This window comes from Allobosea sp. NPDC003192, assembly GCF_050275675.1.
Taxonomy (GTDB): Bacteria; Pseudomonadota; Alphaproteobacteria; order Rhizobiales; family Beijerinckiaceae; genus Allobosea.
Window position 1 is genome coordinate 149,719 of record NZ_JBNNPK010000007.1, and the last position, 20,675, is coordinate 170,393.

Genomic DNA, 20,675 nt, shown 5'->3' on the forward strand with positions numbered 1-20,675 from the left:
CCAGAGGCTGGAATGGGCTTCGCATGGTCGCTGACGTGAACGGGACGGGCCAGTCGCGGCGCCACCGGCCTGGACGATCCCGTGGATCTCAGCGGCGGCCTTCGAGCGTGGTCTTGGCGTCGAGGCGCTTGGCCGGCGGCGGCGTGGTGTCGACCGGCTGGGTGGCGCAGGCGGCGAGAGACAGGCAGAACAGGCCGGCGAGCGCGAGACGGGAGAGGGCGGTCATTGCAGGGTTCCCAGGCGGTTGGCGTTGCGGAAGGAGTTGTATCGTCTTGCGCCCTGTGGGACGAGGGCGTCAAGGGTGCTGTCGCGCTTCGGAATCGTTCCAGATCGCGCCTGGCCTGAGAGTTGTACCGACAAGCAGTGACAGGAACCGAAGGACATGACCCCCGCCGCCCGCCTCAGCGCCGCCATCGAGGTCCTGACGGACCTGATCGAGCGCCGGCGCCCGGCCGCCGATGCGCTGAAGGATTGGGGGCTGTCGCGCCGCTTTGCCGGCTCGAAGGATCGCGCTGCCGTCGCCTCGCTGGTCTATGACGCGCTGCGCCGGCGCGCTTCCTCGGCTCATGCACTCGGCGAAGAGACCCCGCGGGCGCTGGTGCTCGGCATGCTGGTCAGCCAGCGCGGCCTCGGCGTCGAGGAGATTTCGGAGCTCTTCAACGGACAAAATCACGCGCCGGCGCCGCTGACCGAGTTCGAGGTGGCAGGTCTTGCTGCCTACGACCTCAACGCTGCGCCCGGCTGGGCCCGTGCCGACGTGCCGGATTGGCTCTGGCCTTCCTTCATGGCCGGCTTCGGCGACGATGCGGTCGCGGAGGGACAGGCGCTGGCGGGCAGGGCGCCGACGGATATTCGCACCAACCGGCTGAAGACCGATCGCGGCCGATTGCGCGCCGCACTCGCTCACCTCCAGCCCGAGCCGGGCGCCTGGTCGCCCGACGCGCTTCGCTTCCTGCCCGGTCCCGACGGGCGCGGTCCGTCGCTGCAGAGCGAGCCTAGCTTCTTCGACGGCGAATTCGAAATCCAGGACGAGGGCTCGCAGCTCGTGACCCTGCTCGCCGCGGCGCAGCCGGGCATGACCGTCGTCGATCTCTGCGCCGGCGCCGGCGGCAAGACGCTGGCGCTCGCCGGAGTGCTCGGCGGCAAGGGGCGCATCTTCGCCACCGACCTCGACAGCCGCCGTCTGGCGCCGCTGCACGATCGGCTCGCCCGTTCTGGTGCCAGCAATGTCGAGGTCCGCGTGCCCAAGAGCCGCGGCCATGACGCGCTCGCCGATCTCGCAGGCTCGGTCGATCTCGTGCTCGTCGACGCGCCCTGCACCGGCTCGGGCACCTGGCGGCGCAATCCGGATGCGAAGTGGCGGGTTCGCCCGGGCGCGCTGGCCGAGCGCGTCAAGGAACAGGCCCAGGTGCTCGACCGTGCCGCCGGCCTGGCGAAGCCGGGTGGTCGCATCGCCTACATCACCTGCTCGATGCTGCCGGAGGAGAACGACGGCGCGGTCGAGGCCTTCCTGGCCCGGCATCAACGTTTCGAGCCGGTCGCGACGCGCTCCCTGCTCGATACCGGCGAGGTCGATTTCGGCCTGCTCGCCCGTTTCGCCACCCGCTTCGGCTTGCAGCTCTCGCCGCGCCGGACCGGGACGGACGGGTTTTATCTGAGCTGCCTTTCGGCGCCGGGCTGAACCTCGTCGCAATCCGGGGTCGGCGGTATCAGTTTTGTCCCTAAGGGCGCGATTTGTGCGTCTTGTGAGATCTTGGGCGTGCCGACATCTCGTAGGCACTTTCATCAGCACAGGTGCCGACCATGACGCAGACCGCCGACGAGACCCTTGTTCCCATCGCTGTCCTAAAAGCGAAACCCGGCCAGCGGGAAGCGTTGCGCCAGAGTCTGCTGGCGCTGATCGAGCCGACGCGGGCCGAGGCTGGCTGTCTCGACTATGTGCTGTTCGAACTGCGGGACGAGCCGGGCACTTTCTACATGCGTGAGGCGTTCACCAATGTGGCTGCGCTCGAAGTCCACAAGGCGACGCCGCATTTCCAGGCGTTCAAGGCCCGGGCCGGAGACCTGCTGGCCGAGCCGCTGAAGCTGGTCGTCCTCGACAGGGTCTCGTTCTGAGCCGTCTTGCTGTGCCGGCCTGATCCGCTCTCAGCGCCGTTGCGTGCTCGCGCGCGATGGCGTAACCGGGCGCGATGAGCGCTCAGCCCCAGAACCCCGCCCTTCACGACTCCATCCTGATCATCGATTTCGGCAGTCAGGTGACGCAGCTGATCGCGCGTCGCGTACGCGAAATCGGGGTCTATTGCGAGATCGCGCCGTTCCAGTCTGCCTCCGACGCGTTCCAGCGCCTGAAGCCAAAGGGCGTCATCTTCTCCGGCGGCCCTGCCTCGGTGCCCGACGCCAATTCGCCACGGGCACCGCAGGAGGTGTTCTCTTCCGGCTTGCCGCTGCTCGGCATCTGCTACGGCCAGCAGACCATGGCGCATCAGCTCGGCGGCAAGGTCGAGGGCGGCCATGCCGCCGAATTCGGCCGCGCCGATGTCGAGATCGTCACGCCCTCGGCCCTGTTCGAAGGCATCTGGGAGCAGGGCGGACGCTATCCGGTCTGGATGAGCCATGGCGACCGCGTCACCCAGCTGCCCGCCGGTTTCACCGTCAAGGCGACCTCGGAGAACGCGCCCTATGCTGTGGCGAGCGACGAGGACAGGCGCTTCTACTCGACCATGTTCCACCCCGAGGTGGTGCACACCCCGGATGGCGGCAAGCTGCTGCGCAACTTCGTCGTCGACATCTGCGGCTGCAAGCCGGACTGGAGCATGTCGGCCTATCGCGCCGAGATGCAGAAGAAGATCCGCGACCAGGTCGGCACGGGCCGGGTGATCTGCGGGCTCTCCGGCGGCGTCGACTCGGCCGTCGCTGCCGTGCTGATCCACGAGGCGATCGGCGACCAGCTCACATGCGTCTTCGTCGACCATGGCCTGATGCGGATGAACGAGGCCGAGGAGGTGGTCCGCCTGTTCCGTGACCACTACAACATCCCGCTGGTCCATGTTGAAGCCGAAGAGCTTTTCCTTTCGGAACTCGCCAAGTGCGGCGCCGATCCGGAAGCCAAGCGCAAGACCATCGGCCGGCTCTTCATCGACGTCTTCGATGCCGAGGCGGCCAAGCTGGGTGGCGCCGATTTCCTCGCCCAGGGCACGCTCTATCCCGACGTGATCGAGAGCGTCTCGTTCTCGGGCGGACCTTCGGTGACGATCAAGAGCCACCACAATGTCGGCGGCCTGCCCGAGCGCATGAAGATGAAGCTCGTCGAGCCGCTGCGCGAATTGTTCAAGGATGAGGTCCGCGTGCTTGGCCGCGAGCTTGGCCTGCCCGAGGCCTTTGTCGGCCGCCATCCCTTCCCGGGGCCGGGCCTCGCCATCCGCTGCCCCGGCGAGATCACCAAGGAGAAGCTCGACATTCTGCGCAAGGCCGATGCGATCTATCTCGATGAGATCCGCAAGGCCGGCCTCTACGACGTGATCTGGCAGGCCTTCGCCGTGCTGCTGCCGGTGCGTACCGTCGGCGTGATGGGCGACTACCGCACCTACGACCATGTCTGCGCGCTGCGCGCCGTGACCTCGGTCGACGGCATGACGGCGGATTTCTACCCCTACGACATGGCCTTCCTCGGCCGCACCGCGACCCGCATCATCAACGAGGTCAAGGGCATCAACCGGGTAGTCTACGACGTCACCAGCAAGCCGCCCGGCACGATCGAGTGGGAGTGAGCCGCGCCTGGCTGGGCGTTTTCGAAGCGAGGTCGGGTAGCCGCATCCTTGTCCTAGCCGGCCGGTGACTTTCCTCGGTTGTGCCGCATCCTTGCCAGGGCGGACTGGTCGTCGGTCGATCACGGAAGGGAATTGCTTTGAAGTCCCATGCCAAGCTGTTCGCCGCCGGAACCCTGACGCTTGCTGCTCTCACGATAGCAGCCTGCCAAAGCGAGAGGCGCCAGGCGCAGGCGAGCGGTGAGAGCGCCAGCTGCCGACGCGATGCGGCCGAGGCCCTGGCGGGCAAGAACCACATCACCGATGCCGAGGCGCGCCAACTCACCGGCGCCTCCCTTGTCCGACAGATCCGGCCCGGGCAGGGCGTGACGATGGATTTCCGGCAGGAGCGCGTGACCGTCGAGGCCGATCCGAAGAGCGGCAGGATCGTCCGCGCCTATTGCGGATAGGCCCGGCGATCGTGAATGGACTGTCGACGACCGTGCGCGCCGGCTTGCTGGCGCTCTCTGTCACAGGGGCAGCGAGCGCGCTCGCGCAGGATGCCCGGACCTTCCGGGCAACCGATGGTTCCTATGCGTTCCAGTACCCGCTCAGCTTCTGGTTCGACACCGAGTTCGCCGACGGGAGCGGTGAGCGGACGGGAGTAAAAGCCTCTACGCCGCAAAATGGCGATGTCGTGATCAGGTTCCATTCCCGCCCTGCGAACACGGTCAGGTACGTCAGTGCGCAGACGCGCCAGGCCATCGTCGACGACTACATCAAGACCGTCGCAATCGTGCCGTCGATCGGGTTCAAGTCTGCGACGATGACGACGATGCTGGGCAAGCCGGCCGTCGACATGGTGTTCGAGAACCGGCGCTTCGGCCGGCCGAGTGTCAACCGCTATGTGGTGACGGTCGTCGACGGCAGGGAATACAGCTTCATTTGCCTTTACCGCGTCGACAAGGCGGCGGAGTTCGCCCCGGCCTGCGACCTGGCCGTGTCGACCGTCAGGCTGCGGCTGCGTTGAGATGATCGCGGGTGAAGCGCATCGCGCCGCTGGCTCGATGCGGTAGCTCCAATGGCCCGCAGGGACAGCTCCATGCGTCCTTGCCGATACGTCTGCCGGCGCTAGCGTGAAGGCCGTCTCGGATCGCAAGCCCGTGGAGGGCCGTTCGGATGCTTATCGCGCTCGTCATCATCGCCGCGGCGCATCTCGTGATCGCGAGCTTTGTCGCGCTCAATTCGATTCTCGAAGCCGAGCGCGACCGGTTTGCCGCGAAAGACATCCTGATCATCGCGCTGGTCGGCGCGGCCTGGCCAGCCATTGGCTGCGTTCTGCTGGCGGCGCAGATCTACCGGACGCTCGTTCCTGGGAAACGGGCATTCCTGCGCATGGTGCGTTAGAACGCACTACGCTTTCACAGCCCCGCGGATCATCCTGGTGGCCTCGATCCTTGAGCTGAAAATAGTTTCGGCATGGGTCCCGTGCCGACCGGGGATCCATGCCGTTCCTTGGAAATCGGTAGCCGGCTGAGCCGGGATCAGAAATGCGCCTTCGGCTGGAGCTTCAGCGTCGTGCGTGTCGTATCCGCCATCTTCGACAGCAACCAGTCGGGGTTGCCGAGATTGAAATAGGCCTTCAGCAGGAAACGCCAGAACAGGCGTTCGGCCTGCGACGAAGGCCCGTGCTGCGCATAGATCTTCGCGCATTCGGCGACGGTGCGGCTGCCGTGGATCGCGCTGTTGTTGACACCCGTCCGCCGGAAGCAGGCGATTGGTCGGGCGATCCGGTCATAGGGCTCCTTCGCCAGCGCCCGGCAGAACATGTCGTAGTCGCCAGCATCCCGGTAGGCGATGTCGAAGCCGCCCAGTTCCTCGAAGAAGGTCCGGGAGAAATAGGTCGCCATGTGCATGATCGGATTCCAGCCCAGGCAGACGAGCATGGCTGGCGTCATCCAGTTGGGTGGTGCCGCGAGCCCGCCGAGCCCGTGCCCGCTGGAATCGATCCAGCGGATGGCGCCGACCACCCAACGCCGGCGGCTTTGGCGGTAAGCGTCCACGACCGCCGCAGCGGCTCCGGGGAGCATCACGTCGTCGGCGCCGAGAAAGCCCAGCAACTCGCCGGAGGAGTTGAAGGAGCCCTTGTTGATGGCGTCGAAGATGCCGCTGTCCTTGCCCTGCATCACTTTCAGCCCGTAGCTGAGGGCGAGTTCGACGGTACCGTCGCTGCTGCCGCCATCGACGATGATGTGTTCGATCTCGATCCCGCGCGTCGCATTGCGGCGCGCGGACTCGATGCATTCCTTGAGATAGTCGACCGCATTCAGCGTCGGGGTCACGATGGTCACGATCATGGCGCGGTTTCCGGGGCTGGAGACGGTCCGATCAGACGAGCCGGGGCGATGCCGCCATATCCGGCCTGGCGGCGATCATCGGCAGGGGATCGTCCTCCACCGCATCGGCCTCTTCGATGACCGGAATCCGGGTCACAGCGTTCTGCATGGCCCACATCGCCGCCTGGGTGCGATTCCTGACGCGCACCTTCCGCAGGATCGCCTTGACGTGGACCTTCACCGTCGCCTCGGCGATCTCCAGCTTGCGCGCGATCACCTTGTTGGATTCTCCGAGCATGAGCCCTTCCAGGATGCTGACCTCCCGGGCCGAAAGCCCCTGGAACGGCGAACCGTCGGCCCTGCGCTGCACGCCTTGAAGCAGGCGCTGCGGCTCTACCGCGACCTCGGAAAGCTGCGAGAGGAGTTCGGGCGGGAACACGGCGCCATTGGCGATCACCACTTCCAGCGAGGTGATGAGATCCTGCGCCGAGACGGACTCGACGAGATAGCCGACCGCGCCGAGCTGCATGGCGCGACGCATCAATTCCTGGCTGTCGCGAAGGGCGAGCGCCACGATCTTCGCGCTCTTGAACTGCCTCTTGATGTCGCCGACGATCGAGCAGGACATGTCGTCGATCACGACGATGAAGAGATCGGGCGCCTGTTGGCTGCTTTCGTATCTTTGAAGCTCGAGGCTGGTGCTTCGCTGGCTTACATGGAAGCGCGCCCCGTCCAGCAACTTGGTGATACCCTCCCGGAGCAGTGCGTTGTCGCTCAACACTGCAGTTTCGATGATGTCAGCCATTGTTACTCCCCTTTACTCAAAACAAGACCGGTGCCGCGAACGCGACAAGAGGCTTAGGCTCTGCGTTTTGGGTGATTTATTGTTGATTGATACGAGCGTGACGTAGTGCGTGTCGGTTAATCACTTCTGGGCATCAAAAGACGAGAAGGGATGCCGCTACCCTCAGCTCGATGGTTAATAATTAGTTCATTCGGATGTAGTCGTCTTGTCAGGAAAAATACGATCCTGTCAGGGAAAACCTGACAAGCAACGATCTGATTTGGAGCTCAATCGTCCCGTTTTCCTTCGCTCTCATCCCAAAGGGTCATTCCGGGAGGAATGGTGTCTTGCGGGGCGGCCGGTCTGGTCGGAAGCTAACGGAGGCAATTGTCGAAATGCCGCTGGCCCGACTGCTCTGGATGAGGACTGAATCCGGAAACAGGTTCTGAGGCTCGGCCTCCCGACCAGGGCCGCTTCAGGCGTTCGGGTCGGCCTTGAGGATCCGGATCAGATCCTTGGCGAGCACGGCCGCTTCCGTGCGGTTGCGGACATTGAGCGTGCGCATCAGCGCGGAGACATGGATCTTCGCCGTTGGCTCCGCGATGTGGAGCGCCTGGGCGATCTCGCGGTTCGAAAGCCCGTCCGCCAGCAACGTCAGGACGTCCCGCTGCCGGCGCGTCAGCCCGAACGGGTCCTGCTGCGAGCCGATCCGACGCAGTGGCAGTTCGCGAGCGCGATGGGCCTCGCTGGTCGAGCCGAACGGCGTCAGGCCGCGCGGGACCGCAAGGCGCCCGGCGAGCACTTCCTGAACTGCTTCGACGATCTCGTCATCCCGCTGCAGCTTCGAAATGAAGCCATGGAACCCCTCCGCGATATAATGGAGGACCTGGTCGAAGGTGCCGTTTCCGGAGATGACGACATAGCGCGTCGTCGCGGAGGCCCGCTTGAAGTCCCAGATGATCTGCGGATCGGTGGAGCCCGCCAGGCTGAGACTGACCAGAACGAGATGGACCGGCTGTTCCTCCATCAGGTTGCGCATCAGGCCGTCGAAATCTTCCGCTTCGAGAAGCTCGGCATCGGGCAGCGCGGCCTGCAGGATCGTGCGCAGCCCGGTGCGGTAGAGCGCATGTTCGTCGGCAACGAGAATCCTTGCCATGGTCGTGCCGCCGCTCTGATCGCCTTTTCGGTGGGGGATGCGACCGCGTTGTCGGGCTCCGTCATTGCTGACGGGCTGCGAGTGCAACCTCCTATCCCCGGCGATTGTGGTAACGGGAACGGCCCCTCAAGTCGCGACGCTCTTCGGGAGATGTCGTTAGGGGAGGGTGGCCATTATTGTGCCGGTCACGCCAAGCTGAGTACTCCGCACAGGGCCAGGTGCCGCAGTTCAGCGCGCCAACGGCTTAGTCAGGCCGTCAGACGTCGAGAATCCAGCCATGGCTGGCGCCGTATCTGATGATGTCGAGGCGCGAGTGCAGCATCAGTTTCTTGCAGGCCCTGTAGCGGTAGGTTTCGACCGACTTGATGCCGAGACCCGTGCGCCGGGCGATCTCCTTGTTGGAATGACCGACAGCGGCCAGGCGCAGGACCTGCATCTCGCGATAGGTCAGCGTGTCGCTCGCCGTCGCCGTGGTCACGCCGGCGATCGGGCAAAGCTTGCGAATCCATTCCGAGCGGAAGTCCTCTAGCTCGGAATCGATATAGACCCCGCCGCTCAGGACCGACCGGATCGCCTGCGCCACCTTCTCCCCGGCCGAAGCCTTGAGGACATAGCCGCGAATGCCGATCCGCAAGGCCTTCTGGACGTAGCTGGGCTCTTCGTAATGGGTGAGCATGACGATCCGGGTGGCGGGCCTCTCCTCGAGGATGCGCTCGGCCAGCGTCAGGCCGCTCATGCCCGGCAGCCCCATGTCGAGGACGACGATATCCGGGCGCTCCCCGCGCACGAGCGCGAGCGCTTCCGCCGCACAACTCGCCAGCCCGGCCAGTTCGAGATCCGGCAAGCCGAGCACCAGGGCCTGCAGCCCCGCCAGCACGACCGGATGATCGTCGACCAGGACGATCCGAGCCGTCACGGCGGGATGCTCCGTGGTGGCTCGCAGGAGAGGGGGGCTACGGCCGTTATGACGATGCCTTTGCTCGCACGCGGACCGACCTTCAGCGTCCCGCCGATATCGTTCATGCGCTGATGCATTCCGCGAAGTCCGATGCCGCAAGGGCCAGCGTCGTCCAATGGCTTTTCGTCGGGCGGGAAGCCGGCCCCGTCATCGGCGATCGTGAGTGAGATCGACTTGCCCGCGAACTCCAGGGTGACATCGAGCTTCCGCGCGCCCCGCGCGTGCTTGAGCACGTTGGTCAGCGCTTCCTGCGCCACACGATATAGCGCGCTCTCGACGGCGACGGGCAGCAACCCGGGTTCGGCCCCCCTCTTCCTGAAGATGAGGCCAAGCCTTCCATCCGCGGCGAAGGAGGCCGCCAGGGTTTGGATAGCACGGCTGAATCCGAGCTCTTCGATGATGCGCGGCCGGCCGCTGACGACGGCGTGGTGGATCTTGCGTCCGACCCCGGCGACATGCGCGACGATCTCGTCGAGGCGCCGTCTCGTCAGTCCTCGCGCGCGCTCCTGCAGCTCTCTCAGCTCGACCAGCACGAGAGCCATCTCTTGCCCTGCATGATCGTGCAAGTCCTGGGCGATGCGCTCGCGCTCGTCGGCGCGGATATGGCTGAGCTCGTCCTGAAGCTCATGCGTACGTGCTTCCACGACGCGCAACGCCTCGGCGACGCAGCAGTATTGCTCGACCAATCTGAAACGGTCGCTGCGCAGTTCGTCGAATTGCTGCATGGCGAAGCGGCGCTGCCGCTCCGCCGTCAAGCGCTTCATGCGTTCGGCTGTGGCGGAGAAACGTGCGTCGAGCGCGGGAAACAGACGTAGCAGCAGGGTGGCGGGCCGGCTTTTGCGCCGTGGAACCAGGACATTGCCGAAGCAGCGATAATCGGTGGTGCCGCTGGGGCTGTCGAACCGAACCTTTTCGATCAATGGCTGGCGCGAGCCGGAGCAGGCGAGGAGATAGGTCCGGAAGGTTTCGATCTGGCTCGTACACAGGTCGAGCAGCGACGATAGCGAGCCGCTGGCGACGAGAACTTGGCTTGCGGCGCGGTTGAGCGCGTGGATGCTTCCGTCGCTCAGGGCGATGATGGCAGGCTCGAAATAGGTTTCGAGGTCTAGCTCATGCCGGAGCTGCAGATGCATCATCGCGGAAGTATTCCCTCGTATCCGGTCCGACTTCTGTTCGCTTCAGATGGAGAATCACGCGGCACCCGGCCGCTCCTCTGGCGATCGTTTCCTCCAGATCAACAGCTGCGTACCCAACCGCATTGGCGGCGAGGCGGCCGAAGATGTTCGATGTCAGCATGCAGAGGGAGGGGTGGTTCGCGGCCGCCTGTCCGAGCGGACATGTACAATTGCCGAAAACGACCCGGTCCTCGTCCTGCTCGATGACGGAGAACGCGCCGCCGGCGCGATTCTTCAGGTCGACCAGGATCTCGATCAACTGATTACGGTTGAGATGTTGGAGACCCAGCGCCGTCTTGTACTGCTTCTCTATATCCGTTCCCAGGCGCGCGGCGATGCTGCTGACATAGGCGCATGCATCGTCGACGCCGGCGATGGTTTCGAGCAGCTCGGCCATGTCCGCCACCAAGGTGTTGAAAAGCCCATCGTGGTCGAAATCGATGTCGAGCGCGCCGATATTCGGCAGTGCTGCATTGGCAACGGATGGAGTCACGCTGGCTAGCCCTCCTGGGTTGATCGCCGCGTCGATCGGAAGTCTACCGGCCCGGCGTGGAACTCGTACAAGGCTGTTCGGTGTGTTATCGAAATCCTTCTCGATGTCGGCTCTTGGCCGTCCGGTTTCGGTTCAGACTGTGTGTTGTTTTTTGTTGTTTGAGCTTGTTGTTCGTTGAATATTCAAAAAAATGGTCTGTTTTATATATGTGCATTAAGGACTTATATTATGAGCAATACGATAATATGGCAAGTTACGGATTATCGTATTTGATATTAAGGAAGTGGTAGAGAAGGAAATGGAGATTTTTACGTTTTCTGTTGATTTCGGTCTTCTTCGGTCTCCACAAAGATTGATAGGCGCGGTACGTAAAAAAGAACGCTGATAGGCCGGGTAGTCAGAGGCCAAGTAGAGTGCGATCTCCCACCTCAAAATGCATACCTTCCCCGCGATAATAGCACATTACCGCGAATTGTCCGCCTGAAATTGAGTTGCCCTGTCTTAATTGGCTTTTTTGAAATCGAAATTCTAATATAAGTTGTAGTCATTGCGCGGCCTTGTTTCGCTGGATTCGACGGGCCCTTAACTCGTACGGGAGATTTGGCAGTTTTATAAAATTTTATGGAAGAGGTGTATTTGTAGTGCGGTGATTATAATATTTGAAACAAGATTCAAATTGTTAATGCTGAGTTGAAGGTGGCAGCTCTTGTTAATTTTAGTCCATATGAAATTGCAAGATGAATTCAAACATTCGTTCTGGTCGATAAAAAACCTCTCGTATGTACGCGAACAAATCGCCGGCTATGTAATCGGTGTCTTGGTCATAAATTCGTGATCGTCTGTATCGGCCGACGCATTGTCGTCGAGCGCGCGCAGGGCGTGCTTAAATCGAAGGCTTGACCAAAGGTCATTGTTGACGGCTGTTCACATTCTTGGGGCTGCGGCAGACTCCCGGCAGCAGTCATTTGGCGAACAGGTTTGGCCGCTGAATCCGGCGAGGGAAGGGTAAAGCGAGCAGCTTGCGAAGCCGACGCCAGGCAAAGGGCAGAAAGCTCTGCGCGGCATGGTCTACGGGCGTGCGCAACACCAGGTCTGGATCGATCAGCATCGTCTCGCCAGTCAGCGCGGCGAGGCGGCGATTGAAGACGAGGTGTTCGCAGAGCGCGGGGCCAGCCTGAAGGTAGCTGCCGAGGCGATAGCTGTCGGCGCGGTAGAGGCACAGGCCATTGAAGGTCGAGGCGCATCTGATCTCGTGATCGCTCGTCAGCGCCCTCTGGTCCGGATAGATCCGCGAACAGAAGAACCGGTAATATCTCACGATGCCGGTCCGGCTTGTCGCGAGATCATCGAGCAATGTCACGAAGGATCGCTGCCCGTCCTCGAAGGCCAGAAGATCGTAATAGTGCGGGCGCGAGGTCGCCGACACGCCGAAAATGCCGGGCCGATCGAGTTTCTCGGCTGCGCCGAGCAGGGCGGTGACTGCGGGCGGTGCCGCGATGACGTTGTCGATGTCGAGAACGCAGACGAAGCGCGGAGAAATGCCCGAGCATTCGAGCTCGCTCTTGAGCCGCTCGCGGCCCAGCGCCATCCGCCTGAGCCGATCGGGCTCGCCGGCCATGAAATCGGTCGGAACGACGGCGATCTCTCCGCGCGCCTCTGCGCGTTGAAGCAGCGCGCGCGTTCCGTCGCGCGAACCGTTTTCGCCGACGAAGGCGGTGATGCGCGAGCCGCTATGCCTCAGCGTCTCCAGCAGTTCGAGGAAACGCGGGATCGTGCCCGCGCAGTCCCTGGCCAGAGCCAGGAAGGCGAAATCCGGCTGTGCGGTCTCCTCCTGCCTCACCGCTCCGGCGTCCTGATGGCGATCAATGATTTCGGCAGGAACAGGACATTCTCGGTCAGGATCTCCGCATCCGGAAAGAGCTCGGCAAGCTGGGCCCGATCGAGCATCGAGGTGCCTTCGACGATCTGCATGGCCTGGTCGAGGGAGGCTGCCTTGGCGTAGAAGCCCCGCGCCTTGCTCGACACCATCTTCCGCTGCAGCGGCTGCGGCAGCCAATGCATCATCGGCGCATTGCTATGCGGATCGAGCGGAAACCAGAAGTTCGGCGTCTGCACGTAGTAGGCTGGAGCGAGCCGCCGGATTTCGGCTGCGACGCGCTTCATGTCGGCCCAGCGACCGACATGCTCGATCAGTGAGTTGGAGTGGACGAAGTCGAAGCTGAGATCGTCGAACTCACGGACGTCGCGCGCGTCCCCTTGGACGACGTGGAAGCGCGGGTCGGGCGATGGCGGCTTGGCCTCGATGTTCAGGAGCCAGATCTCGACCCCCGAAGCGGGGAGGTCGAACCGCCAGTAGTCGGCATCTCCGCCCAGATCGAGAATCCGGCACGATCCCCGTTTGCTGACCAGCGCGTCGATGATCGGGCGGACATAGGTCCTGAAGCGTTCCTCGCGGAATTGCGAGCGGCGGAACGATCGCGGGATCATGTTCATGAGCTCTTGGCCTCGCGATGCCGTGCCGGTTGTGACGAGACGATCCTAGCGATGGTCGTCCGGCCGGCAGCCTGGTCCGAGGACTGAGCGCCTAGAGCTTGCGGACTAAGCCGTTCGGGAGAGAGCTAGTCGGGCTGCACGATCCGGCCACCGGCCTCCTGGCCGAGACTGCGGAAGATGTCGTAGGAGATCGGCTCCTGCCCCCAGATGAAGAGGGGCGCATCGGTCGGCCGGCGCAGGACATAGGTATTGCGATCGAACCGGTTCCCGCCCGTTTCGATGATCCTGAAGTTCGGATTCGACGCGGGAACGTCGCTGGCCCCGCCGGAGAGGCCCGTGTCGCCCTCGTAGACGATCTCGTTGTCGTGCACTGTGTTGCGAGCTGTCCTGTAGAGTAGCTTTCCCTCGCCGCCTTTCCGCCTGGGTTGATCGACCCGCTCGCGCCCCTGGTCGACGATGACGATCCCGGTGCTGCCTTCGGCCACGGTGACCGTGTTGCCGTAAACATGCACGCCTTCGGACGCAGCGATCTGGATGCCGGCGCCCCAGACCCAGAAGCTGCCCTGCTGGCCGCCGCGCCCCGTTCCGTTCAGGCGCACGGTATTGTTGCGGATGATGGCGTCGAAGCTGATCTCGTAGAAGATGCCGGCGTCTGAATTACGCTCGACGAGGTTGTTCTCGAACACGACGTTGCGACAGTCGACGTCACACCACAGTCCCGAGCCGTAATTGTCGTGCACATGGTTGCCGCGCAGCGTCAGGCGCTCGACCTTGCCCGCCTTGACACCGCCGGCCTCCCAGCCGGCATCGAAGCCATGGGTGTTGTTCTCGTAGATCTCGTTGTTCTCGATCAGGACGTCGGTGCCGTTGGGCGAAATCCCGAGCTGGCCGTTGTTGTGGACCTTGTTGCCGCGCACGATGCTCCTGTCGCCGGTCGCGATGCCTGACCCGCTGTTGAAGCGGACTTCGTTGCCTTCGATCAGCCAATCGGTGGCACGCGCATTCTCGTCGCCGAAGATCGCGCCCTGCTGGGCGGGCGTCGCGTATTTCTCGACGATCAGGCCTTTGACGGTGATGCCGCGCGCGCCCTCGTTGTTGAAGGCATAGAGCTGTCGCGTCCTCTCCAGAGTCCGCCCGCGCGGATCGTCGGCGAAATAGCTCATTCCGGTGGCGGCGTCGGAATAGACGCGCCCGGCTTGCAGGTCGGCGCGGTCGGCGACCGGCTCCAGCGGTCGTCCGTCGAGAAAGAAGCGCCGCGGATCGTTGCAGCGCGCGCGATGGGGCAGGCAGGTCCCGAACGGCCGAATCTCGAGTTTCGATGTGGCTGTCGCCCAGAAGGCGCCTTTCCGGCGAATATCTGTGACCAGCTCGGCGCCGTTCAGCACCGCGCCGGGCTGGCCAATGAAGACCTGTCTGTCCTTGGGGGCGATAAGCTGGGCCCGGTGGACGCCGGCGGCGAGGCAGAAGCTCGCACCCGGAGGCGCCTTCTCGACGATCGCCTGAATCGCGGCCCCGACCGGAACCGGAATCGCACCGGGCGGGCAGGGGGCGGTCTCGGCGGCCTCGGAGCGCGGGCTGCCCAGCAGCATCATCGCCCCCAGGAGAGTGGCGCCGGCGATGCGTGCGCCACTGCGCGCCATCCGCCCGAAGCGAGGGGGTGTCTCGACCAGATGCCAGGCGCGGTAGATCATCAACGAACCGAAGCCGATTCCGAACAGGATCCAGAAGGGAATGCCGAGCATCGGTCCCTCGAGCGCGACGTCGAAGGACGCATCGATGACGATCGAGGCGAGATAGCAGACCAGGAAGACGAAGTAGCGCGCCCAATCGTGGTCGCCGCGCCGCCAGGCGAGATGGGCGGCCCGCAGTAGCGCCAGGGTCCAGCTACCGATGGTGACGAGCCAGAGGGCGAGACCGGTGACGCCGCCACGGGCGAGATAGGTCATGTGCACGCTATGGGGGCTGCGGACCGTCGGTCCACCGCGCTCGAGGCCGACGACGAAACCGTCCGCCTCCGCCAGGTTCATGCCGAAGCCCTTGCCGGTCCAGAAATAGGGGCCGTGGATGGTGTAGTCGCGGATCGCCTGCCACCAGCTCAACCGCCAGAGCTTGGTGCCGTCGAGATTGTTGGCATCGCTCGATCCGGCGATGCTGGCGAGGTTCTCGACGACGGCGACGGCGCTGATTGGTCGCTCGCCTCGGGGCAGGTCGATCTCGAAACCCACTGCGTAGGCCACGAGCAGGGCCAGCGTGAGCCCGGCCGTGATGGAGGCGAGGCGGCCGACCTGGCCGGTCAGGACCATGGCGAGGACCAGCGGCACCAGCAAGGCGAGCATGCCGCCGCGGCTCTGGCTGGCGACGAGCAGTGCCGCGCCGAGAGCGCCGACGAGCCAGGTCCGGCTGACCTTGCACAGGCCGACCAGGACGAGCACGAGCGCGCCGCACAGATGCGCGGCCAGCTCGCCCGAGCGCACCGAGATGATCTCGACATTCTGACCGGGCAGCTTGGGGATCGAGGCGCCGAAGAACCGTGCGATCAGATAGAGGATGATCGCGATCGGGATCAGCACGCGCGCATGCACCCTGAAATAGCCGACGATCTCGGCGATGCGGATCGGGCGCTCGACCACCAGGGCGGCCACGATGAAGGCGAAGCCGGCATAGAGCGCGACCGCGCCGTCCCGCAGCGCGTCGACCCCATAGGCTCCGATGCCTTGCAGTGTCCGCAGCAGCACCCAGCCCATCAGCAGGGCCGCGCTGATCGCCGGTATCGTGGTGAGCAGCGCCGTCGTGCTGCCTGAGGCGAGGAAGGCGAGCAGGCCGAGCGCGAACAGGATCTCGCCGACGAAAAGCGGTGGCAGGCCGAGATAGGCGAAGCTCTTGCCGAAGATAACGTACCCGGCAAAGCCCAGCGCCAGGAGCGGGAGATAGCGATCGGTCGCCCGCCGGTCGGTCGAGGCGCCAGTCGGTGCTCGTGATCGTCCCTTCACCGCCACCTCGGTCCGTGCTGCAAAGCCGTTGTGCGAGGAGCTTACCGCCCGGACCGGCCCGGGCGGGCTGGGCATCCGGGGTAGCCATGCCGGCGAGGCCGCCGGCCCATCTTCCTTCTGGGCAGTCCCGATGCCCAGCGGGGCCCGCGCAAGGAGGACGCTAGACTTCGGCTGAAGATGTGGCCGGGCGATCGCCAGCTGAGGCACGATGGAATGCAGCGCGCGGGCAAGATCGGCTGGGTGTTCCGGCCCGGGGGCGGGGCATGGACGGGCATGAGGGGGCGGCTCCGCGCCATGCGCGATCCGGCGCTGTCCTTCGGTGACCAGGCGCTGTCCAGCGCCTGCAATTTCCTGACGACGATCCTGCTCGCAAGGGCGCTGGGCCTCGAAGCCTTCGGCCTCTACACGATGGTCTGGCTTGCGCTCTATTTCGCGATGAGCCTGCAGCTCGGCCTCATCGTCAGCCCGATGATGAGCATCGGCACCAAGGAGCAGGGGACCGAGGCCGAGGCCTACTACACCGTCGTATTCCTGCACCAGGCCGGCTTCGTCGTCGTCGCGACCATTGCGATCTTCGCCGTCCTGATGCTTGCGACGGGCACGCACTCGCCGCTTGCCGATGCGGCCTTGCCGGGCTCGATGGCAGCGGCCTCCTATCTAACACAGGATTTCCTGCGCCGTTACCTCTTCGCCCGCCGCCGGCCGGCCGGCATCCTGCTGATCGACGCGATCAATCAGCTCCTCAAGCTCGGCACGCTCGCCATCCTCTGGCGGGCGGGGACGCTCGACGTCACCACCGCGCTATGGGCCGTCGCTGGTGCCGCGGCGGTCTCGACGCTTTGCGGCCTGGGCATGTCCGGGCCACTGCTGTGGCGGCGACAGATCCTGACCAGCGTCACTGGGCGGCAGTGGCGCTCGGCGCGATGGCTCGTCCTCACCGGCTCGGTCCAGTGGGTGCTCAGCTATAGCGGCCTCCTGGTGACGGCCGGCCTGTTCGGGCCGAAGGTGCTCGGCGCCCTCCGGGCGGCGCAGAGCCTGCTCGCGGTGCTCAACGTGGTGCGCGAGGCGCTGGAGAACATCGTCCCGCCGTTGGCAGGCAAGGCGCTTGCCGAGGGTGGCATCCAAGGCCTTCACCGGATGCTGAGCCGCGCCATGCTGTTCGCAGGGCTGACGGGAGCCGTGGCCGTTCTCGGCCTGGGGCTGTTCGGTCCCTGGCTGCTGCATCGCCTCTATGGTGGCGAGATCCTCGAATTCGACTGGGTGATCATCTGGTACGCCTTCGCCTTCCCGATGGCGCTGCTGAGCCTGGTTCTCGGCTGCGCCTTCCGGGCGCTCGAGCGCACGCGGCCGGTCTTCGTCGCGGCGCTCGTCGGCGGCTGCCTCAACCTGCTGGCGGTCTATCCGGCGGCGCTCGTCTTCGGCGTGGCCGGGCTGATCGCGGTCACGCTCCTGTCGGAGCTCGCGGCCCTGATCGTGCTGGTCATGCTCGCGCTCCGGGTCCCCGGCCTGCTCGCGAGCCCGCCGGCCGCACCGGTTGCCGGGCACATGATGACGGTGCCCTCGCCATGATGCCACTGCCATCCTCGCAGGTGCACCTCTGGTGCTGCCGCCTCGATCTCAGTGCGACCGAGGCGGCCGGGCGGCGCGGGATCCTGTCGGACGAGGAACGCGCACGTGCCGACCGCTTCCACGACGCGAAGGCGCGGATCGCATTCATCGTGGCCCGGAACTGGCTGCGGCGCGTCCTGGCGCTCTACATCCCGATCGTGCCGCCGCAGCTTCGCTTCGGCGAGACCGCATTCGGCAAGCCGTTCCTCGCGAACGAGTATGGCGGACGGCCCATCGCCTTCAATCTCAGCCACTCCGGCGATCTCGCGATCGTCGCGGTCGCGGAAGACATGTCTGTCGGCGTCGATATCGAGCGTATCAGGCCGGTCTCGGCCGATCTCCTGGCCGGGTGTCTCGCGCCGCGGGAATTCGCCATGCTCGCGGCTCTGACGCCGGAGCTGCGCGAGGAATCCTTCATCCGTTGCTGGACACGGAAGGAAGCGTGCCTGAAGGCGATCGGCGTCGGCCTGAACGGCTCGCCATCGAGCTTCGAGGTCTCGCTCGATCCGTTCAGGGCGCGGCTCCTGGCGGTCGAATCCGACCAGGCCGAAGCCGATCTCTGGCAGCTCGCCGATATCGAGCCGGCACCGGGCTATTGCGGCACGCTGGCCGCGCGTCATCGCGGCTGGTCCCCGGTCTGGATGGCCCGGCCATAGCCTCGCCGGCGGAACGGTGTCCGGGTCAGCTCCGGGTCTGCGCCGTGGCCTCGAGGATCCGCTCGGCCATCGTCCGCGAGCCTGCCTCGGAGAAGGCGCCTTCATGGCCCTCGCCATCGACCGAAAAGCAGGGCGTGTCGGGCCTGAGATGTCCAGCCCAGCCGAGGGTGGCATCGGGCGGCCAGCCGGCCGGGATCGCGCCGCTCCGGAAGATCAGGACGCGCCCGTCATAGTTCGGCAGCGCATAGCGCTGGACCAGCGCCTCGAGCTCGTCGGTCGTCCGCCAGAAATCGGCCTCGTCGGCTGCTTCCTCGGCCGGGCGCCAGAAGATCAGGCGCTTCGCTTGCCGGACGGCGGCGGTCGATTGCAGCCAGAACGACATCCGCGTCACGAAGCTGCGCGGGCCGGCCTGCCAGAACCGGCGGGCGAATCGGCCCGCGCGCTTCAGTCTGAAGCGTAGGCGCGTGACATAGGGCTGCCGCAGGAAGTAACCCGGCGCCCAGCAATCGATCAGCATCACCAGATCGACCTGCCTGCCGCTCGCCTCCAATTGCCTGGCGACCTCCAGGGTGATCACGCCGGAGCGGCAGAAACCCGCGAGCCGGTAGCGGCCATCGGGCTTCGTCGCGACGATCGCCTCGCAATAGGCCGCTGCGAGCTGTTCGATCGAGTTCGGCGCAACCCCGTTCACCATCGGGTCGAGCAGTTGCAGCGCGGCGAAAGGCTGGTCGGGGCCGAGCTCCTGCGACAGCGGCCGATACAGGCGCAGGTTATGGGCGGTGTGGTTGAGCGCGAACAGGGTCGGCTGCGTGCCGGTCTTCTGCAGCCAGGTCCGGCGCAGCGACGTTGCGTCGATCACCGGCGGCAGCGCCGGGGTGGCCGGCAGCCAAAGCGGCGATGCGATTGGCAGGGAGGTCGGCACCGGCCGCGGCAGATGTGCGGCCGGGTTGGCGACGAGCGCTCCCGCCAGGCTCTCGAACTGCGCTGCCAGCTCGCTCGCGGTCTCCTGGTCATAAAGATCGCGATGGTATTCGCAGGTCAGGCGCCAGCCTTCCTCGCGCTCGACCAGGATGAAGTTGAGGTCATAGAGCGCGCCGGGCAAAGGCGATGGAATTCCTGATAGCTGAAAACTGTCATTGGCGAGCTCGCCGATGAAGGCGCGCTGGACGATGAAATTGATCGAGACCGGCGGCCGGCTGGCATCGCCGTTGCTCGGCAACAGTGCCACCAGCCTGTCGAACGGCCATTGGTGATGATCGACGGCTTCCTCGAAGGTGTCGCGCGCGGCCTGGCACAGATCGAGGAAATTCTGATCGTCCGAGATTGCGGTGCGCAACACGAGCGTGTTGACGAAGGGGCCGACGAGCCCTTCCAGCTCGACATCGTCGCGGTTCGCCATCTGCGTGCTGAGCACGATGTCGTTGGCACCGGTGCGTTGCCGAATCAAGGTCAGAAGAACGGCGTAAGCAACTGAAAAGAAAGTCGTACCTTCCTTGCGTGCCAGATCGGAAAGCCCGGCGGTCAGCGAGCGGGAAAGCAGCCGCGACAGCGAAGCGCCATGGGTGCTGCGCGTCGCGGGGCGCGGGCGATCGCCTGGCACTTCGACGATTGGGAGCCCTGCGAGCTTGCGCTGCCAATAGGCTTCCTCGCGCGCGAGCACGCCGCCTTCCATGCTGTCCTGGCTGCCCTCGGCGAAGTCGGAATATTGCAGGGAAAGCTCGGGCAGCACTGGCTCGCGGCCACGGCCGAGGGCTTGATAGGCCGCGACGAAATCCCTGGCGATGATCCCCATCGACCAGCCGTCGCTGACGATGTGGTGGGCGACGACGAGGATCACGGCCTCGGCGCGGCTCTTGCGCAACAGCGTCGCCCGCAGCAGGGGCGGTTCGGCGAGATCGAAGCGCGTGCAGGCTTCGCTCTGGGCGATGCGATCGGTCTCCCGGGCCCTGTCCGCCTCAGGCAGGCCGGACAGGTCGATCTCCGGCAGCTTGAAAGGAACATGCTCGGCAATCGCCTGGACGGGCCGCCCATCCGCCAGCCGGATCGCCGTCCGCAGCGATTCATGCCGATCCAGGATCGCCTGGAAGGCGTCCTGCGCCAGGGGCGCGTCGAGGTGCCCCCGGATCCTCCATTTGACGGCGATGTTGAGCGCCGGCATGCCGGGATCACTGCCGTCGATCGCCCAGTAGCGCTCTTGCGCCGGCGAGCATCTGGCCGTCATCACGATGCGGTCTGGCTCGCGGAAATGCTGTTCCGGTTCACGGGTGAACTGATTGGCCATGA

The 20,675-nt window shown here is 64.9% G+C and carries 19 protein-coding genes; 8 read left to right on the forward strand and 11 right to left on the reverse strand.

Annotated elements, in window-relative coordinates:
* Positions 1 to 88: 88 nt before the first annotated feature.
* Positions 89 to 226 (reverse strand): hypothetical protein, encoded by a 138-nt coding sequence (locus ACQKLX_RS12090; RefSeq protein ID WP_171019471.1) that lies wholly within the window; start codon positions 224 to 226, stop codon positions 89 to 91.
* Positions 227 to 382: 156 nt separating this feature from the next.
* Between ACQKLX_RS12090 and ACQKLX_RS12095 the strand changes: the two genes are divergently transcribed.
* The 6 genes from ACQKLX_RS12095 (at position 383) to ACQKLX_RS12120 (ending at position 5,150) form a co-directional block, all read left to right on the forward strand.
* Positions 383 to 1,681 carry an RsmB/NOP family class I SAM-dependent RNA methyltransferase gene (locus tag ACQKLX_RS12095; RefSeq protein ID WP_427361818.1) on the forward strand — a complete coding sequence of 433 codons (1,299 nt, stop codon included), beginning with the start codon at positions 383 to 385 and terminating at the stop codon, positions 1,679 to 1,681.
* 122 nt (positions 1,682 to 1,803) lie between these two features.
* Complete coding sequence (locus tag ACQKLX_RS12100) at positions 1,804 to 2,115, forward strand: putative quinol monooxygenase (RefSeq protein WP_427361819.1); 312 nt, start codon at positions 1,804 to 1,806, stop codon at positions 2,113 to 2,115.
* Between the two features lie 74 nt (positions 2,116 to 2,189).
* The gene (gene guaA / locus ACQKLX_RS12105) at positions 2,190 to 3,767 is read left to right on the forward strand and encodes a glutamine-hydrolyzing GMP synthase (protein WP_427361820.1); all 1,578 of its coding nucleotides are present in this window, start codon (positions 2,190 to 2,192) and stop codon (positions 3,765 to 3,767) included.
* Positions 3,768 to 3,904: 137 nt separating this feature from the next.
* Complete coding sequence (locus ACQKLX_RS12110) at positions 3,905 to 4,213, forward strand: I78 family peptidase inhibitor (protein ID WP_427361821.1); 309 nt, start codon at positions 3,905 to 3,907, stop codon at positions 4,211 to 4,213.
* Between the two features lie 11 nt (positions 4,214 to 4,224).
* The gene (locus ACQKLX_RS12115; protein ID WP_427361822.1) at positions 4,225 to 4,773 is read left to right on the forward strand and encodes a hypothetical protein; all 549 of its coding nucleotides are present in this window, start codon (positions 4,225 to 4,227) and stop codon (positions 4,771 to 4,773) included.
* Between the two features lie 149 nt (positions 4,774 to 4,922).
* Positions 4,923 to 5,150, forward strand: coding sequence for a hypothetical protein (locus ACQKLX_RS12120; RefSeq protein ID WP_427361823.1), 228 nt, complete (start codon positions 4,923 to 4,925; stop codon positions 5,148 to 5,150).
* Between the two features lie 137 nt (positions 5,151 to 5,287).
* Here the strand turns inward: ACQKLX_RS12120 and ACQKLX_RS12125 are convergent, their stop codons facing one another.
* The 9 genes from ACQKLX_RS12125 to ACQKLX_RS12165 all read right to left on the reverse strand — a co-directional run bounded on the left by ACQKLX_RS12125 (position 5,288) and on the right by ACQKLX_RS12165 (position 16,203).
* On the reverse strand, positions 5,288 to 6,100 hold the full coding sequence (locus tag ACQKLX_RS12125; protein WP_427361824.1) for a glycosyltransferase family 2 protein: 813 nt from the start codon (positions 6,098 to 6,100) through the stop codon (positions 5,288 to 5,290).
* 31 nt (positions 6,101 to 6,131) lie between these two features.
* Positions 6,132 to 6,884, reverse strand: coding sequence for a LuxR C-terminal-related transcriptional regulator (locus ACQKLX_RS12130; RefSeq protein WP_427361825.1), 753 nt, complete (start codon positions 6,882 to 6,884; stop codon positions 6,132 to 6,134).
* Between the two features lie 454 nt (positions 6,885 to 7,338).
* The gene (locus ACQKLX_RS12135) at positions 7,339 to 8,019 is read right to left on the reverse strand and encodes a LuxR C-terminal-related transcriptional regulator (RefSeq protein WP_427361826.1); all 681 of its coding nucleotides are present in this window, start codon (positions 8,017 to 8,019) and stop codon (positions 7,339 to 7,341) included.
* Between the two features lie 256 nt (positions 8,020 to 8,275).
* The gene (locus ACQKLX_RS12140) at positions 8,276 to 8,935 is read right to left on the reverse strand and encodes a response regulator transcription factor (RefSeq protein ID WP_427361827.1); all 660 of its coding nucleotides are present in this window, start codon (positions 8,933 to 8,935) and stop codon (positions 8,276 to 8,278) included.
* Positions 8,932 to 10,113: a sensor histidine kinase gene (locus tag ACQKLX_RS12145; protein ID WP_427361828.1), complete on the reverse strand. Its 1,182-nt coding sequence runs from the start codon at positions 10,111 to 10,113 to the stop codon at positions 8,932 to 8,934. Before ACQKLX_RS12145 ends, ACQKLX_RS12140 begins: the two co-directional genes overlap by 4 nt.
* Positions 10,088 to 10,645, reverse strand: a complete 558-nt coding sequence (locus ACQKLX_RS12150; protein ID WP_427361829.1) for a methanogen output domain 1-containing protein — start codon at positions 10,643 to 10,645, stop codon at positions 10,088 to 10,090. The genes ACQKLX_RS12145 and ACQKLX_RS12150 overlap by 26 nt, the downstream gene beginning before the upstream one ends.
* 961 nt (positions 10,646 to 11,606) lie before the next feature.
* The gene (locus tag ACQKLX_RS12155; protein WP_427361830.1) at positions 11,607 to 12,485 is read right to left on the reverse strand and encodes a glycosyltransferase family 2 protein; all 879 of its coding nucleotides are present in this window, start codon (positions 12,483 to 12,485) and stop codon (positions 11,607 to 11,609) included.
* Positions 12,482 to 13,132: a class I SAM-dependent methyltransferase gene (locus ACQKLX_RS12160; RefSeq protein ID WP_427361831.1), complete on the reverse strand. Its 651-nt coding sequence runs from the start codon at positions 13,130 to 13,132 to the stop codon at positions 12,482 to 12,484. Before ACQKLX_RS12160 ends, ACQKLX_RS12155 begins: the two co-directional genes overlap by 4 nt.
* Before the next feature lie 131 nt (positions 13,133 to 13,263).
* On the reverse strand, positions 13,264 to 16,203 hold the full coding sequence (locus ACQKLX_RS12165) for a right-handed parallel beta-helix repeat-containing protein (protein ID WP_427361832.1): 2,940 nt from the start codon (positions 16,201 to 16,203) through the stop codon (positions 13,264 to 13,266).
* Between the two features lie 198 nt (positions 16,204 to 16,401).
* Here ACQKLX_RS12165 and ACQKLX_RS12170 point away from each other — a divergent pair, with 198 nt between their 5' ends.
* Both ACQKLX_RS12170 and ACQKLX_RS12175 read left to right on the forward strand, forming a co-directional pair.
* A complete protein-coding gene (locus tag ACQKLX_RS12170; protein ID WP_427361833.1) occupies positions 16,402 to 17,697 on the forward strand; it encodes a lipopolysaccharide biosynthesis protein in 1,296 nt (431 codons plus the stop codon).
* A complete protein-coding gene (locus tag ACQKLX_RS12175) occupies positions 17,694 to 18,392 on the forward strand; it encodes a 4'-phosphopantetheinyl transferase family protein (protein WP_427361834.1) in 699 nt (232 codons plus the stop codon). Before ACQKLX_RS12170 ends, ACQKLX_RS12175 begins: the two co-directional genes overlap by 4 nt.
* Positions 18,393 to 18,417: 25 nt before the next feature.
* Here ACQKLX_RS12175 and ACQKLX_RS12180 read toward each other — a convergent pair whose 3' ends face one another.
* The gene (locus tag ACQKLX_RS12180) at positions 18,418 to 20,673 is read right to left on the reverse strand and encodes a condensation domain-containing protein (protein ID WP_427361835.1); all 2,256 of its coding nucleotides are present in this window, start codon (positions 20,671 to 20,673) and stop codon (positions 18,418 to 18,420) included.
* Between the last annotated feature and the right edge of the window lie 2 nt (positions 20,674 to 20,675).

What these genes read in the sequence shown, in the direction of transcription:
- ACQKLX_RS12090 (WP_171019471.1), bottom strand. Translation starts at nt 226, where the DNA reads ATGACCGCCCTCTCCCGTCTCGCGCTCGCCGGCCTGTTCTGCCTGTCT.
- ACQKLX_RS12095 (WP_427361818.1), top strand. Translation starts at nt 383, where the DNA reads ATGACCCCCGCCGCCCGCCTCAGCGCCGCCATCGAGGTCCTGACGGAC.
- ACQKLX_RS12100 (WP_427361819.1), top strand. Translation starts at nt 1,804, where the DNA reads ATGACGCAGACCGCCGACGAGACCCTTGTTCCCATCGCTGTCCTAAAA.
- guaA (WP_427361820.1), top strand. Translation starts at nt 2,190, where the DNA reads ATGAGCGCTCAGCCCCAGAACCCCGCCCTTCACGACTCCATCCTGATC.
- ACQKLX_RS12120 (WP_427361823.1), top strand. Translation starts at nt 4,923, where the DNA reads ATGCTTATCGCGCTCGTCATCATCGCCGCGGCGCATCTCGTGATCGCG.
- ACQKLX_RS12125 (WP_427361824.1), bottom strand. Translation starts at nt 6,100, where the DNA reads ATGATCGTGACCATCGTGACCCCGACGCTGAATGCGGTCGACTATCTC.
- ACQKLX_RS12130 (WP_427361825.1), bottom strand. Translation starts at nt 6,884, where the DNA reads ATGGCTGACATCATCGAAACTGCAGTGTTGAGCGACAACGCACTGCTC.
- ACQKLX_RS12135 (WP_427361826.1), bottom strand. Translation starts at nt 8,019, where the DNA reads ATGGCAAGGATTCTCGTTGCCGACGAACATGCGCTCTACCGCACCGGG.
- ACQKLX_RS12145 (WP_427361828.1), bottom strand. Translation starts at nt 10,113, where the DNA reads ATGATGCATCTGCAGCTCCGGCATGAGCTAGACCTCGAAACCTATTTC.
- ACQKLX_RS12160 (WP_427361831.1), bottom strand. Translation starts at nt 13,132, where the DNA reads ATGATCCCGCGATCGTTCCGCCGCTCGCAATTCCGCGAGGAACGCTTC.
- ACQKLX_RS12165 (WP_427361832.1), bottom strand. Translation starts at nt 16,203, where the DNA reads ATGCCCAGCCCGCCCGGGCCGGTCCGGGCGGTAAGCTCCTCGCACAAC.
- ACQKLX_RS12170 (WP_427361833.1), top strand. Translation starts at nt 16,402, where the DNA reads ATGAGGGGGCGGCTCCGCGCCATGCGCGATCCGGCGCTGTCCTTCGGT.
- ACQKLX_RS12175 (WP_427361834.1), top strand. Translation starts at nt 17,694, where the DNA reads ATGATGCCACTGCCATCCTCGCAGGTGCACCTCTGGTGCTGCCGCCTC.
- ACQKLX_RS12180 (WP_427361835.1), bottom strand. Translation starts at nt 20,673, where the DNA reads ATGGCCAATCAGTTCACCCGTGAACCGGAACAGCATTTCCGCGAGCCA.